Annotated in this window: 16 protein-coding genes; 7 read left to right on the top strand and 9 right to left on the bottom strand. The window is 53.3% G+C overall.

Annotated elements, in window-relative coordinates:
- Positions 1–7: 7 nt before the first annotated feature.
- The 6 genes from EPIR_RS00455 to envC form a co-directional block, all read right to left on the bottom strand.
- Positions 8–1,180, bottom strand: coding sequence for a glycosyltransferase (locus tag EPIR_RS00455; protein ID WP_023653323.1), 1,173 nt, complete (start codon positions 1,178–1,180; stop codon positions 8–10).
- Complete coding sequence (rfaC, locus tag EPIR_RS00460) at positions 1,177–2,142, bottom strand: lipopolysaccharide heptosyltransferase RfaC (protein ID WP_023653324.1); 966 nt, start codon at positions 2,140–2,142, stop codon at positions 1,177–1,179. The genes EPIR_RS00455 and rfaC overlap by 4 nt, the downstream gene beginning before the upstream one ends.
- Complete coding sequence (gene rfaF, locus EPIR_RS00465) at positions 2,143–3,189, bottom strand: ADP-heptose--LPS heptosyltransferase RfaF (protein WP_023653325.1); 1,047 nt, start codon at positions 3,187–3,189, stop codon at positions 2,143–2,145.
- A 14-nt stretch (positions 3,190–3,203) separates the two neighbouring features.
- Complete coding sequence (gene rfaD / locus EPIR_RS00470; protein ID WP_023653326.1) at positions 3,204–4,136, bottom strand: ADP-glyceromanno-heptose 6-epimerase; 933 nt, start codon at positions 4,134–4,136, stop codon at positions 3,204–3,206.
- A 173-nt stretch (positions 4,137–4,309) separates the two neighbouring features.
- Positions 4,310–5,236, bottom strand: coding sequence for a divergent polysaccharide deacetylase family protein (locus EPIR_RS00475; RefSeq protein WP_048696610.1), 927 nt, complete (start codon positions 5,234–5,236; stop codon positions 4,310–4,312).
- A 6-nt stretch (positions 5,237–5,242) separates the two neighbouring features.
- Positions 5,243–6,550, bottom strand: a complete 1,308-nt coding sequence (envC, locus tag EPIR_RS00480; RefSeq protein ID WP_048696584.1) for a murein hydrolase activator EnvC — start codon at positions 6,548–6,550, stop codon at positions 5,243–5,245.
- Positions 6,551–6,901: 351 nt separating this feature from the next.
- Between envC and EPIR_RS00485 the strand changes: the two genes are divergently transcribed.
- The 5 genes from EPIR_RS00485 to cysE all read left to right on the top strand — a co-directional run bounded on the left by EPIR_RS00485 (position 6,902) and on the right by cysE (position 10,077).
- Positions 6,902–7,333, top strand: coding sequence for a rhodanese-like domain-containing protein (locus EPIR_RS00485; protein ID WP_023653329.1), 432 nt, complete (start codon positions 6,902–6,904; stop codon positions 7,331–7,333).
- 40 nt (positions 7,334–7,373) lie between these two features.
- Positions 7,374–7,625, top strand: a complete 252-nt coding sequence (grxC, locus tag EPIR_RS00490) for a glutaredoxin 3 (protein ID WP_023653330.1) — start codon at positions 7,374–7,376, stop codon at positions 7,623–7,625.
- Positions 7,626–7,709: 84 nt separating this feature from the next.
- Positions 7,710–8,171, top strand: coding sequence for a protein-export chaperone SecB (secB, locus tag EPIR_RS00495; protein ID WP_023653331.1), 462 nt, complete (start codon positions 7,710–7,712; stop codon positions 8,169–8,171).
- A complete protein-coding gene (gene gpsA, locus EPIR_RS00500; RefSeq protein WP_023653332.1) occupies positions 8,171–9,190 on the top strand; it encodes an NAD(P)H-dependent glycerol-3-phosphate dehydrogenase in 1,020 nt (339 codons plus the stop codon). Before secB ends, gpsA begins: the two co-directional genes overlap by 1 nt.
- A 65-nt stretch (positions 9,191–9,255) precedes the next feature.
- Positions 9,256–10,077, top strand: a complete 822-nt coding sequence (gene cysE / locus EPIR_RS00505) for a serine O-acetyltransferase (RefSeq protein WP_023653333.1) — start codon at positions 9,256–9,258, stop codon at positions 10,075–10,077.
- 115 nt (positions 10,078–10,192) lie between these two features.
- On the opposite strand, the gene trmL is transcribed toward cysE, so the two are convergent.
- From trmL to cpxR, 3 genes are read right to left on the bottom strand one after another with little or no spacing between them, the layout of a single operon-like run.
- On the bottom strand, positions 10,193–10,666 hold the full coding sequence (gene trmL, locus EPIR_RS00510; RefSeq protein ID WP_023653334.1) for a tRNA (uridine(34)/cytosine(34)/5-carboxymethylaminomethyluridine(34)-2'-O)-methyltransferase TrmL: 474 nt from the start codon (positions 10,664–10,666) through the stop codon (positions 10,193–10,195).
- A 38-nt stretch (positions 10,667–10,704) separates the two neighbouring features.
- Positions 10,705–12,084: an envelope stress sensor histidine kinase CpxA gene (gene cpxA / locus EPIR_RS00515; protein WP_023653335.1), complete on the bottom strand. Its 1,380-nt coding sequence runs from the start codon at positions 12,082–12,084 to the stop codon at positions 10,705–10,707.
- Positions 12,081–12,779 carry an envelope stress response regulator transcription factor CpxR gene (gene cpxR, locus EPIR_RS00520; protein WP_023653336.1) on the bottom strand — a complete coding sequence of 233 codons (699 nt, stop codon included), beginning with the start codon at positions 12,777–12,779 and terminating at the stop codon, positions 12,081–12,083. The genes cpxA and cpxR overlap by 4 nt, the downstream gene beginning before the upstream one ends.
- Positions 12,780–12,931: 152 nt before the next feature.
- Between cpxR and cpxP the strand changes: the two genes are divergently transcribed.
- Both cpxP and EPIR_RS00530 read left to right on the top strand, forming a co-directional pair.
- Entirely contained in the window at positions 12,932–13,441 is a 510-nt protein-coding gene (gene cpxP, locus EPIR_RS00525; RefSeq protein ID WP_023653337.1) for a cell-envelope stress modulator CpxP, read from the top strand.
- A gap of 503 nt (positions 13,442–13,944) precedes the next feature.
- Complete coding sequence (locus EPIR_RS00530; RefSeq protein ID WP_023653338.1) at positions 13,945–14,244, top strand: TM2 domain-containing protein; 300 nt, start codon at positions 13,945–13,947, stop codon at positions 14,242–14,244.
- Positions 14,245–14,285: the final 41 nt, after the last annotated feature.

A 14,285-nucleotide genomic window follows, 5' to 3' on the forward strand; every position in this document is an offset into this window, starting at 1 on the left:
GGCGATCCTAAAATGACTGTCCGGTAAAAAGGTTGAGTGTTTTATCAAACTCTTTCTTAAACATATCAAAGTTTAATGATTGTATAGAGTAATTCTGTGCATTAAGGCTGAATTGACGATATGTCTCTGCCACCATCAATTTCTCTACGGCATCAGCACATTCAATATGGGATAGCAGTTTCGGTGAAACCATCGCGTCATTCACCGGATCGTATACGTCATAGGGGAAATCAACGTGAAGCCCTGAAAGTGTGTGGTGTTCTGTTACCGACACCTTTGGCGAGATCCCCAACCCGCACACGCCATCGATTACCGCTTCTGGCTGACCATCAACCAGCGGGAAAATAACCGGGACGCCGTAATACAGGGCTTCCATACAAGACAGACCGAAAGGCTCCGTAACAGGGGTGCTCATGTAAATATCCGTGCGGTTAAAGAAATCTGACACGTTATGCTGAAATCCCGTAAAGGTGACGCGATCGCTCAACTGTAACTTCTGCACCAAAGTTTCAAAGGCCTCCTTGTCCGGGCCCTTTCCGGCAATCTCCATGACAACGTCATGACCCCGTCGGATTAATTCATCGAGTGTCAGTAGCGACACGCTAATCCCTTTCAGGCTGACTAAACGCGATGCCGAACCCAGTCGCAGGGGGATATGTGGTGCTTTCGGTTGCTGGCTTATGCTGTCCGGGGTTTTAATCCGGTTGAGCACCACCGGGTTAGGGCAGGGTAGGTTGAAGCGTAATTCCATGACTCTTTTTGAGGCATGTGACGCTGAAATGACGCCGTCCAGCATGGCAAAAAAGCGACGGGTTTTTGCGTTGTCGGCATAGCGCCATGAACAACCGTGATCGTAATAGAGGAGCTTGCCGCGTTTAGGCTTGGCAGCCAGTCCGGGGATCAGGTCCCAGACAATGATGACATCGGCAGTGGCTTTGAATATTTTCCATTGCAGCAGAAACTTACGTAAAAATTGCGGGCAGCGTAGCGGTAACGTATTGAATAATCGCGTCGCAAAGGTCACTTTTTGTTGCGGCATCTGGCGCTTAATTTCTTCACCAATATCGTGACTGACACAGATTACCGCATTGCTGCCATCAGTGGTTTCATTGATGTATTGCAGGAACAGGCGCTCGACACCACCCATTTTTGCCAAATTGATAATATGGAGTTTTTTCATGCGATAACCTGTTGCAGCGCTGCCTGAACTATTTCAGCGGTGAGTGTCGCCATATTTTTATCGGGTGAGATCAGCGCCTGTTGATTTTTACCATAGCCACCAATCAGCCCCGGATCGGTTGGGCCGTACAGAGTAATATTAGGGCGGTCGAGGGCGGCAGCAAGGTGGCTCAGCCCGGTATCAACCGATACCACGGCGCGCGCACCGGCTAGCGTACCAGCCACCTGCTCCAGCGTCAGTTTTGGCAGAACATCAACGAAGTCAAAGCCTTCTGCCAGCCGCAGCGCGCGCTGATATTCATGTCCGGCCCCCCACGGCAGTTTGATTTGCAAACCCGCAGGCTGCATTGAAGCGATTAACTCGCGCCAGTGGCTTTCCGGCCAATGCTTGTTATCGCGAGTGGTGGCATGCAGAAACACCAGATACGGGTTGGCTGAATCGGGCAACGTCTGCGTAAAATGCTGGGCGATGGCATAGTCACCCATTGTGGCAGGCAGCGGATAGTTCAGGCTTTTGGCAACAAGCTCCCGGGTACGCTGAACCGCATGTTGCTGTTTGCTGATTTCATAGCGTTTGTCGTACCACCAGCTGGCAAAAGGTTCCCGGGCGCTACGGCTATCAGCACCATGTTTTATGCCTTTTGCCAGGCGAGTGACCAGCGCCGCGCTCTTAATCAGGCCCTGGGCGTCAATGATGGCGTCATATTCACGCGCCTGAAGCTCACGTTTAAAATCCACACGCTCTTCACGCACCTGGCTGCCAAACCAGTGTTTGCGCCAGCGGCGTATCGCTACCGGCAGCACGCGGTCTACCGCAGGATGCCAGGAAGGGATCTGGGCAAAGCCTTCTTCCACCACCCAGTCAAAACGGATCTCGGGAATGGCCCGCATCGCATCGGTGAGTGCAGGCAGTGAGTGAAGTACGTCCCCCATCGAGGAGGTTTTGATCATCAGAACCCGCATTCAAACTCCTGAATTGGGATGAAGCATATCCAGCTCGGCCATGACCCGTTCTGGCGTAATATCGATCAGGCTCTGGTGATAGCCCTCATCAGCATCCCCTTTGCGCAGCTTGTGGTAGCCGGTAATTAAACGGATAACCCGTGCTTTTTCAGACAGCGGCGGAGTGAAGTCCGGGCTGCTTGGGCCATAGAGTGCAATCAGCGGGCGATCCAGCGCAGCGGCGATATGCATCAGCCCGGAGTCATTGCTGACGATAGCGTGACAGCAGGCAAGCAGGATCACGGCCTGTTCAAGCTGGGTTTCACCGGCAAGATTGCGGCAGTGTTGCTGTGCGTCTTCCGGCAGGCCTGCCAGGATCTGCTGGCCGGTCTCATGGTCTTTGGCAGAGCCGAACAGCAGGATTTGATAACCCTGCCCGATAAGACGTTGCGCTAGCGCAGCGTAGTGATAGTGCGGCCAGCGTTTAGCCGGGCCAAATTCCGCTCCGGGACAGAAACCGATGATCGGGCGCTGATTGTCCAGCTCAAAGGTGCTGAGGATGGTCTGTTTTTCTGCGTCCAGTACCCTAAGCTCAGGCCGCAGCAGCGGCAGCGGCAGATCGTTCGCGCTGCGGATATTGGCTTTGTCATACCCCAACGCCACATAGCGCTGCACCATCAGTGGAAAGGCGGTTTTATCCAATACGCGCAGGTCATTCAACAGACCGTAGCGCATCTCGCCACGCCAGCCGGTGCGGCGTGGAATGGCGGCAAAAAAAGGCACCAGAGCAGACTTAAATGAGCCGGGCAACACGATGGCACGGTCATAACCTGTCGCGCGCAGCGCTTTGCCCAGGCGATGACGTTCAGCGATCTGAAGCGCACCATGACCCAGCGGCATCGGCAATGCCTCGTTGACTTCCGGCATGCGTGACAGTAGTGGACGGCACCAGGCGGGTGCCATCACGTCAATCACCGCTTCAGGATTTTCGGCTTTCAGGGTGCGATAGAGACTTTGTGACATCATCATATCGCCGACCCAGGAAGGGCCGATAACCAGAATTTTCATCTGCGAACCGCCTCTTACGCGTTACGGTTGAGCCACGCCATATAGTCCGCGACACCTTCCGCAACGGTCTTGAAGGGTTTATCGTAGCCTGCCGCACGCAGTTTGGTCAGATCGGCGAGGGTAAATGCCTGATAGCGGCCTTTCAGTTTTTCCGGGAAGGGAATGTACTCAATGTCACTGCTCTGATGATACTTCAGCGCGGCATCGGCGACTTCCTGGAAGGATTCGGCGCGGCCCGTGCCGCAGTTGAAGATGCCGGATACGGCATTTTCCCAGAACCACAGATTCACCGAGGCGACATCTTCCACATAGATGAAGTCGCGTTTAAAGCCGTCGCTGCCTGCGAACAGCTTCGGGTTTTCGCCATTCTTCAGCTGGGTATTGAGATGGAATGCCACGCTCGCCATGCTGCCTTTGTGCCCTTCACGCGGCCCGTAGACATTGAAATAGCGGAAACCACAGACCTGCGACTGTGCTTCCGGCAAAATCTCACGCACGTAGTGGTCAAACAGCATTTTGGAGTAACCGTAGACATTCAGCGGCTGCTCGTACTGGCGTTCTTCGATGAAGTCGGCATTACGGCCACCGTAGGTAGCCGCAGAGGAGGCGTACAGGAAGGGAACCTGATGTTCCAGACACCAGTGCAATAACTCTTTTGAGTACTGATAGTTATTATCCATCATGTATTTGCCATCCCACTCTGTGGTGGAAGAGCATGCGCCTTCATGGAAAACGGCTTCAACATCGCCAAAGTCTTCATCTGCCAGAATCGCAATCAGGAAGTCTTCTTTATCCATGTAGTCGGCAATATTCAGGTCCGCGAGGTTAGCGAACTTAGTGCCATCTTTCAGGTTGTCGACCACCAGAATATCGGGGCGACCCTTGTCGTTGAGCGCTTTAATAATATTACTGCCAATTAATCCAGCACCGCCGGTAACGATAATCATGAGCTATAACCCTAAACAGTGGGGTGAAACAGGACGCTCCACACGCGAATGGTTCATATCATAACATTTCCACGCGGCGTCGACAGTGGTTGGAGTCTGTAACCTGCCCAATCGCTGTGGCGGAAAACACGCCTTATCCGTGCCAGCGAACGCGTTGTGGAAACAGGCCCGGTTTAAAAATGGAATTTCACCGAAAGTTTTCTGGATATCTCTTGCACCATCTGATTGCTCTTAATGCTATCGGAGATAACCTCCAGCGCCCGCGTTGCCGGAACCGGAACCACTTTGACATGGCATACTGAACCGCCACGGAATGGATTACGCGGTTTTAGCGGCCGTGCCTTGCCGTCTGAAGGTAAAGGGGCCGGGTTAACGCGCTGTGCTTCATTGAGCAACTGGCTTGGGCGCACCAGGGTAATATCTGCGGGTAAGGTTGGCAGCATCTGCTGGAGTACCCTGACCGTGGACGGGTGAGGATGGCCTATCGCAATGGCCGAGCCGTCGCGCTGGGCGAGGCGCACCGCACGCGTAAACTGTACGCGGATATCCGCTTCATTCTGACTGTCGTCAAGGAACACCCGACGTTTTACCACCTTCACGCCCGTACCTGCAGCTGCGCGGGTCGCCTGACTGTTGCCGATAGTCATACTATCAAGGAAGTAAAAGTTATAGTGACTGAGCACCTGCATCACTTTCTGCATACCCGGCAGGCTGGAGGTCATCGCGCTACCCATGTGGTTATTCAGGCCAACGGCATAGGGCACAGCGGCAGCGGCTTCACGTATAATTCGTGCGATCTCTTCAGCAGACATATCCGGGCGCAGAGTGTCTTTTTCCAGTGGCTGTTTGCTCAGTGGTGCCATCGGCAGATGGATCAGCACCTCATGACCGCTCTGGTGGGCTTTGGTGGCCATTTCGCGCGCGTGCGGCGCGTTGGGCAGCACGGCGACTGAAACGGCGGCAGGCATCTGTAATACCTGCTGCTCCTGCGCTGGGCGATAGCCGAAATCATCAATGACAATCGAAAGGTTACCCGCCCAAGCCGGGCTGGTGATGGCGAGGGCAATCAGCGCCTGGCCGAGTTTTTGCAGTTGTGGGATCAACACTTATCTTCCTAACCACGGTAGTGGATTGACGGCCTGCCCCTGGCGGCGGATTTCAAAATAGAGTGACGGCGTGCCACGGCCACCGCTGGTGCCGACCAGGGCAATGGGCTGCCCGGCGTGCACCTGCGTCCCTACGCTGACCAGCGCGCTCTGGTTGTAGCCATACAGGCTCATATCGCCTTTGCCGTGCTCAACCACCACCACCAGGCCGTAACCTTGTAGCCAGTCGGCCATCAGCACACGACCATCGGCGATCGCTTTAACTTCGGTGCCTTCCGGTGCGCCAATCACCAGCCCTTTCCAGCGCAGTTCTCCCTGTAACTGTTCACCGAAGCGATGCTCAATGTTACCGCGAACGGGCCAAAGCGCCTGACCCGCTGGCCGCCCAAGACCGCCGGTACGTGAGATCAGCGCACGTTCGCTCTCGGTGGGTTTATAAGTCGACCCTTTACTTTTGGCCTGCACCTCACGCTTGCGCACGATTTCGGCTTCACGTGCTTCTTGCTCTGCCCGAGCCTTAGCCTCACGTTCAGCTTTGGCAAGCTTATCGCGCAGACGCGTTTCGTTGTGTTGCAGTTCAACCAGCTGCGCCTGATCTTTTTCCAAAGAGGACTCAAGGGTTGTCAGGGTTTTCTTACGCGCCTGACGAGCTCCATCCATTTTCAGATTCTGTTCCTGCTGCTGTGTGAGCAGGGATTTTTGTTGCGCCTGTTTATCGACCAGGCTGGTTTTCTGCTGCGCCAGGTCGCTGCGTGTCTGCTTCAGCGCCTCAATGGCTTGTTGCCGCGCATCGTTCAGGTAGCCGAAGTAAGCCAGTATGCGTTCGCTACGCTGGCTCGCTTCACCGCTCAGGATCAGCTGTAAACCGTTGTGTTGGCCCTGACGGAATGCGGCATCTAGCTGCGCACCAAGACTGGTTTCCTGCTGCTTTTGCTGCTGCTGAAGTTGATTAATCGATGCGGTCAGGCTGGCAATGTCTTTATTAAGCGCGGTGAGGATGTTCTGGGTCTCGCGTAACTGACGGCTGGCCTGCGCGATGATTTTTTCCTGGCTTTGCAACTGGTCAAGCAGTTCGCTGCGTTGCTGTTTTTGCCGCTGTACACTTTTCTCTTTCGCCGCGATATCCTGCTGAATGCTTTGCAGCTGTGATTTGCTGTCTTCGACGGCCTGTACAGAAAAAGAGAATAGCAGTGCGCCCGTGCAGAATGCACTGGCGGCCAGTGTGGACAAGCTTACGCGTAGTGACAGCGCTTTCGTCTGTGGATAACGCGGGGTCCATGAATGTAACACCGTTACTTTTTCCCTCATAGTTACGGATTATTCCACGATGAACAGCCGCTTACCAGCCGTCTTACCGTGGTTTTCTATTTCTGGTGGTAACAATTCCAGTCTGGTAAGTGCGACAGCAAATGCATTTGTGTCACCAGCCAGACGGTCAACACATGAGCGATAATTCGAGAGCCTGCGCAACAATTAACCGCTTCAGAACGTGACGATGTCATCACAGGATAGCCGTTTTAACCAGCGGGTACTTTTTTTTGTAATCTGCCGCAGAAAACGTAACTCTGAAGGGCTTCTCGACTGTACATGGCACAACTGGCAGGTATACTCAGAAGCCTTGTTTTCGCTTATTAACCCTTTCGGGAGTTGTTACCCCTCATGCAAGATATTATGCAGTTCGCAGGCAATCACACCATTTTAGCTTTGGCGTGGGTTGTACTGCTGGTTTTGGTGATCGTCACCACCGTTAAGGGCATGTTCTCCAAAGTAAAAGTGATTAGTCGTGGTGAAGCGACTCGATTGATCAACAAAGAAGAAGCCGTGGTAGTAGACGTGCGTGGGCGTGATGATTACCGCAAGGGCCATATTTCTAATGCGATTAACGTGCTGGCCGCAGATATCAAGAAAGGTAGCTTTGGCGAGCTGGAAAAACATAAAGCCCAGCCGCTGATCGTGGCTTGTGCCACGGGCACCTCTGCTGTTGAATCGGCAGCGCAGCTTAATGCGGCAGGTTATGAGCAGGTGTACGTACTGAAAGATGGCGTTTCAGGCTGGAGCAGCGAGAACCTGCCATTGGTTCGCGGCAAATAAACCGTAGAACCGCGATCAATTCATTTTTGGAGGGCCGAACATGGCGACTGTTGAGATCTACACCAAAGCAACCTGTCCTTTTTGCCATCGGGCGAAAGCGCTGCTGGATCAAAAAGGGGCCCGCTATCAGGAAATCCCGATCGATGGGGATGCCTCAATGCGTGAAGTGATGATAAAACGCAGCGGCCGTACCACGGTTCCTCAAATTTTTATTAATGCGCAGCACATTGGTGGTTGTGACGACCTGTTCGCTCTTGACGGTCGTAACGGTCTTGAGCCGCTGTTAAAATAGGGAAAGGCTGCGCATCGGCGCACTGTATTGCCTGTCTATTGTTGCCGCACAGTAACGGATTATTAACTCATAGGGTCAAGTACCATGTCAGAACAAAACAACACCGAGATGTCTTTCCAGATCCAGCGTATTTATACCAAAGATGTCTCTTTCGAAGCACCTAACGCACCGCAGGTTTTTCAGAAAGAGTGGGAACCTGAAGTTAAACTGGATCTTGATACCGCGTCGAGCCAGCTAGCTGACGATGTGTATGAGGTGGTGCTGCGCGTAACGGTGACAGCGACCGTAGGTGAAGATTCCGCATTCCTGTGTGAAGTTCAGCAGGCGGGCATCTTCTCCATTGGCGGTATTGAAGGGACTCAGATGGCACATTGCCTGGGCGCATACTGCCCGAATATCCTGTTCCCGTATGCTCGTGAATGTATCACCAGTCTGGTCGCGCGTGGTACTTTCCCGCAGCTTAACCTCGCACCGGTTAACTTTGACGCGCTGTTTATGAATTATCTCCAGCAGTCAGAAGGTGCAGCGCCGCAGCAGGACGCGTAATGCGTAACGCTTATGCTGCGATGAGCGTTATCGGTGCCGGTTCTTACGGCACCGCTTTGGCAATAACGCTGGCCCGTAACGGTCATAAGGTGGTGCTGTGGGGGCATAATCCCCAGCATCAAGCTCAGTTACAGGCAGACCGTTGCCATCAGGCCTTTCTTCCCGATGTGCCTTTCCCGGACACCCTGATAGTCGAAAGCGACCTTGCGTCAGCGATTGCGGCCAGTCGCGATTTGCTGGTGGTCGTGCCGAGCCACGTATTTGGCGATGTCTTGCAGCAAATAAAACCTCACCTGCGTGCCGATTCGCGTTTGGTCTGGGCAACCAAAGGTCTGGAAAAAGAGACCGGGCGATTGTTGCAGGATGTGGCGCGTGAGATCCTCGGGGAGAATATCCCGCTGGCAGTGATCTCTGGGCCAACCTTCGCCAAAGAGCTGGCGGCGGGTTTACCAACCGCGATTGCGCTGGCGGCAACGGATAGCGTGTTTGCTGAAGAATTGCAGCAGTTGCTGCACTGTGGCAAAAGCTTCCGCGTCTATAATAATCCCGATTTTATCGGCGTGCAGCTGGGCGGAGCGGTTAAAAACGTTATCGCTATTGGCGCGGGGATCTCAGACGGTATTGGCTTCGGTGCCAATGCACGCACCGCATTAATCACCCGTGGTCTGGCAGAAATGAGCCGTCTTGGCGCGGCGCTGGGTGCCGATCCTGCTACCTTTATGGGGATGGCCGGGTTGGGCGATTTAGTCCTGACATGCACAGATAATCAGTCACGCAATCGACGCTTTGGCATGATGTTGGGGCAGGGCTTTGATGTTGAAGGCGCACAGAATGCCATCGGGCAGGTTGTCGAAGGTTTCCGCAATACCAAAGAAGTCAAAGTACTGGCAGAGTCTTACGGTATTGAGATGCCGATTACCGAACAAATTTATCAGGTTCTCTATTGCGGAAAAAAGGCGCGCGATGCAGCATTGAGTCTGCTGGGGCGCTCAAGGAAGGACGAAAATAACGGCGGCTGAGCCGAATCCACAGTGTAGTCGTCTGTGGCGTCTGATCGGACGCCATTTTTTATGGGGAGAGAATCATGTCGTGCGTAGAACCTGAACAGATCTGGGATGACATCAAAACAGAAGCGCGCGCGCTGGCTGAGTGTGAACCGATGCTGGCCAGTTTTTACCACGCCACGTTATTGAAACATGACGACCTGGGAAGCGCGTTGAGCTATATGCTGGCTAATAAGTTGGCGAATCCCATTATGCCAGCGATTGCCGTGCGTGAAGTGATTCAGGACGCCTACCGACAAGATCCGTCGATGATTATCTCCGCTGCCTGCGATATCCAGGCGGTGCGTCAGCGCGACCCGGCAGTGGACAAGTATTCCACCCCGCTGCTGTATTTGAAAGGCTTCCATGCGTTGCAGGCTTATCGTATTGGCCACTGGTTGTGGAACGAAGGCCGCCGAGCGCTCGCCGTCTATTTGCAGAACGAAATTTCCGTCTCTTTTGCCGTGGATATCCACCCTGCGGCGAAAATTGGTCGCGGCATTATGCTGGACCACGCAACCGGCATCGTTGTCGGCGAAACGGCAATCATTGAAGACGATGTCTCGATTCTGCAATCGGTCACTCTTGGCGGTACCGGTAAAACCAGCGGCGATCGTCATCCCAAGATCCGCGAAGGGGTAATGATCGGGGCGGGTGCCAAGATCCTCGGTAATATCGAAGTGGGGCGCGGTGCGAAAATCGGCGCGGGCTCAGTGGTGTTACAGCCTGTGCCTCCGCATACCACCGCTGCGGGTGTTCCGGCTCGTATCGTCGGCAAGCCTGACAGCGACAAGCCATCGATGGAAATGGACCAGCATTTCAATGGGATGGTGCCAGGTTTTGAGTTTGGTGACGGGATCTGAAAGCGGCTTCACTCGCTGACCGTTTGCGGGTCGGGCTGTGCCCGACCTTGTCAAGCATTTAGCGTCTGTGTCACCTTCTCTGCACGAGCAGCACGCGAACTGGCTGCCACAGGGTTCAGTCTCTCAATATTGCGCCTGCGTAATCCAGCTGTCTCCACGCCTCATACACCACCACTGAAACTGCGTTAGATAAATTCATGCTGCGGCTGTCCGGCATCATCGGGATGCGAATTTTTTGCTGTGCCGGCAGTGTATCAAGCACCCCGGCAGGCAGGCCACGCGTCTCGGGTCCAAATAGCAGGTAATCTCCCTCCTGATAGCTTACCGCGCTGTGTGCAGGCGTACCTTTGGTAGTGAGAGCAAACAAACGCTGTGGTACTTCCGAGGCGACAAATGCCTCATAGTTGGCATGATGCCTGATTGCGGCGAATTCGTGATAGTCCAGCCCGGCACGACGCAGTCGTTTATCATCCCAGGCGAAACCGAGAGGCTCGATTAAATGCAGCTGAAAGCCGGTATTGGCGCAAAGGCGGATGATATTTCCGGTATTTGGCGGGATTTCGGGTTCAAATAAAACGATATTTAGCATGATGCGGCCCTCAGGAACGAGGGCCGAAGGATAGCAAATTAATCACTGTGAGTGGTATACAGCGGTAGCCATATTGTCAGGCGCAAACCACCCAGCGGGCTGTTATCGGCTTTGACCCAGCCACGGTGCTGCTGAATGGCGTTATCGACAATCGCCAGCCCCAGGCCAGTGCCGCCAGATTCACGATCGCGCGCCTCATCGGTACGGTAGAATGGACGGAAAATCTGTTCGCGGTCTTCCTGGCTAACACCTGGACCGTCGTCATCGACATGAACGGTAATGCCCTGTTTATCAACCGCAAAGCTGACCGAGATTTTACTGTGCGAATAGCGCAGAGCGTTGCGCACAATGTTCTCAAGCGCGCTTTCTAGTGAGCTGGGGTTGCCGTAAAGCGGCCAGGGACCGGGAGGATAGGGGATCTCCAGCATTTTCCCCATCTGCTCGGCTTCAAAGCGCGCATCTTCCAGAACATCCGACCACAGGTGGTTAGCCTTGATCGCCTCACTCACCAGCGCATTTTTGTGTTGGGTACGCGACAGTACCAGCAGGTCGCTGATCATTCCGTCCAGCCGCTGCGCTTCCATCTCAATACGACCCAGCTCTTTACCTTCACCGTGACGACGGCGCATCAGGGCGGTCGCCAGCTGCAGTCGCGTGAGCGGGGTGCGTAGCTCATGGGATATATCGGATAATAAGCGCTGCTGTGCGTTCATCATGCGTTCCAGCGCGCTGACCATCTGGTTAAAGCTGGCACCGGCTGCGAGGAACTCCTGTGGTCCCGACTCCAGTTCAGGACGCTGGCGTAAGTTACCTGCCGCGACATCATCGGCGGCATGTTTCAGTTTCCGTGCGGGTTTTGCCAGGCTCCATGCCAGCCACAGCAACAGCGGTGAGCTAATCAACATGGTGACAATCAGCAGCAACAGCGGGCGGTCAAACAGCAGGTTGATAAAGTCCAACTGTGAACTGCCTGCCGGACGGATCAAATACAGCTGATAGTTATCTTCACCATCGTGAATGGAGAACGGCCCCACCATCTCCAGGCGGCCGTACTTTTTCTTCTGCGGACGATCGGCGTTATCAGACTGCCCGATAAAATTACGGATCACCTGTATTTCATTATGCTGCGCGCCAATCACACGCCCTTCACTGGTGACCAAAAGCAGTCGCTGTCCGGGGGGCGCCCATTTGTCGATGGCGCGAAACAGCCTGCGCCACCACATTAAATCGTTGGGCGGATCCTGACTGAGTTCCGCCTCAACATGTTGCTCAATCATCGTGCCCTGCCGCTGCTCGTTGTCCAGCAGCGGCGTCATCTGACGCGAATCAAGTTTGGGCAGCATTAACACCAGCATCAGTACCAGCGCCAAAGTCAGCCAGAAAATGGCAAAGATACGGGTGGTCAGGCTGGATATCATGTTGCGGATACCATCAGGTAACCCCGGCCTCGCAGCGTCTTAAACCACGGATGGGCGTCCTGGCGTTCCGGCAATTTGCGCCGCAGGTTGGAGATGTGCATATCAATTGCCCGGTCAAAGGGCGTCAGGCGCTTGCCCAGCACTTCCTGGCTGAGATGCTCACGCGAGACCACCTGACCAAGATGCTGGGCCAGCAGATAGAGCAGGGTAAATTCGGTCCCCGTTAAATCAAGCGTCTCACCATCAAAGCTGGCTTCCTGACGGCCTGGATTGAGTCGTAGCAGGTCAACTTCCAGTGTGGGCGAGCTGTTGTCGTGATGCTGCTGTTGTTCGCTCCAGTTAGAACGACGCAGAATGGCGCGAATACGTGCGACCAGCTCACGATCGTTAAAAGGTTTAGGCAGGTAGTCATCTGCTCCCAGTTCAAGGCCAAGTACGCGGTCCAGCTCACTTCCGCGCGCGGTTAACATAATGACCGGCGTCTGATGTTGTTGACGCAGTTCCTTCAACGTATCGATACCGTTTTTCTTTGGCATCATGACATCAAGCAATAACAGATCGACGCTGTTATCCAGTAGCGTCAGCGCCTGCTCGCCGTCACCGGCAACCAGAACGTTAAATCCTTCCATCTCAAGCAATTCTTTCAGTAGCGAAGTCAATTCGCGGTCATCGTCAACCAACAAGATCTTATTCATTTTTTATTGCCCTCCGCAGGCAAAATACCGTGAACGAATGCGCTCAATCTATCACTTTACGTAGTTTTACACCCCCTGACGCATGTTTGCAGCGTGCACCGTAGACTCGATTTTGTTGAATCGAAATACGGAAACGTACCTGGGAGTGAGCGATGCGCAAAGTTACTGCCGTCGTTGTGGTTCCGGCGCTGATATATATCCTCTTCGCCGCCTGGTTTGCAAACGCCGCGACGACTGAAGAGACACATCAGGATGACGGAGCGAACCGTACACTGAGGCAATTTCCACAAAACCACATGTTTGATGGCATCAGTTTGACGGAACAGCAGCGTCAACAGATGCGTGACCTGATGCAGCAGGGCAGGCACGATCGATCTCCTATAAGTATTAACGATTTAGAGAAACTGCACGAACTGATTATTGCAGATAAATTTGATCAGGTGGCCTATGAGGCTCAGGCAAAAAAAATTGCACAGGCTGAAGTTGTTCGCCAGGTCGAGATGGCCAGGGTTCGCAACCAGATGTACCATCTGTTAACGCCTCAGCAGCAAGGCATTTTGAACAAGAAACATCAGCAGCGCCTTGATGAACTGCGCAGGTTGACGAATATGCAGCTCTCCTCACCGCTGCAGGCAGCCAGCAGTTCCGATAGAACTCCTTAGCAACATTAAAACAGTATCCTTGTTTTCCTTGCCATAGACGTATCCCTGTCTACCCCGCCATGATGGCGGGTTTTTTTTATCGTCCGCTATCGCTACTTTCTGAATCAGACCGCCATAACACGTTACCGCCGTCTGCCTGTGCCTTTCTCACTTCCGTTACAAGGTCAATCGCGTTTATCGGGTGCCTGTTTTAACCCCGCTTTTCAGGACTTTCCCGCAGCGTATCGGGATTGCGGCTTTGTCCCGAAATCTACCTCAACGTGATGATTTATCACCCATACTGGTGCGGAAGATTTAGAAAAACTGATGAAACTGAATAGATTAATGATGAGACTTATCTTAATATGCGCACGGCTAACGATAGCGATGAGCAGTTAAACCTTATCGCCATATAAAGAAAATATGACCCATCAGCGCAGCAATTCATCATTTAGATGGCGGCCTGAAATCTTAGGCTTGAGGCCGGTTAAATAATACGTTTGTCTGAAAAATTAGGAGAGTTTATGTCTGGGATGGTTTTTTGCCGTGGTTGCGGCAAGGAGATACACAGTACTGCTAAGGCATGCCCCGGTTGCGGTGCGGGTCAGAATACGGGTAGCGGCGACAAAAACAGAATTGCAGCAGCATTGCTGGCATTGTTCCTCGGCGGGTTTGGTGTACATAAGTTTTATCTGGGTAAAATCGGTCAGGGTTTCTTATATCTGATTTTCTGCTGGACTTTTATACCAGCGTTTATCTCGTTCATAGAATTTATCATCTACCTGTGCTCTTCAGATGAAAACTTTGCACGAAAGTACGGCTGATTAAACCTTACAAAAAGCTGAAAAAATCGTATCGTCAGTGT

The organism is Erwinia piriflorinigrans CFBP 5888, assembly GCF_001050515.1.
Taxonomy (GTDB): Bacteria; Pseudomonadota; Gammaproteobacteria; order Enterobacterales; family Enterobacteriaceae; genus Erwinia; species Erwinia piriflorinigrans.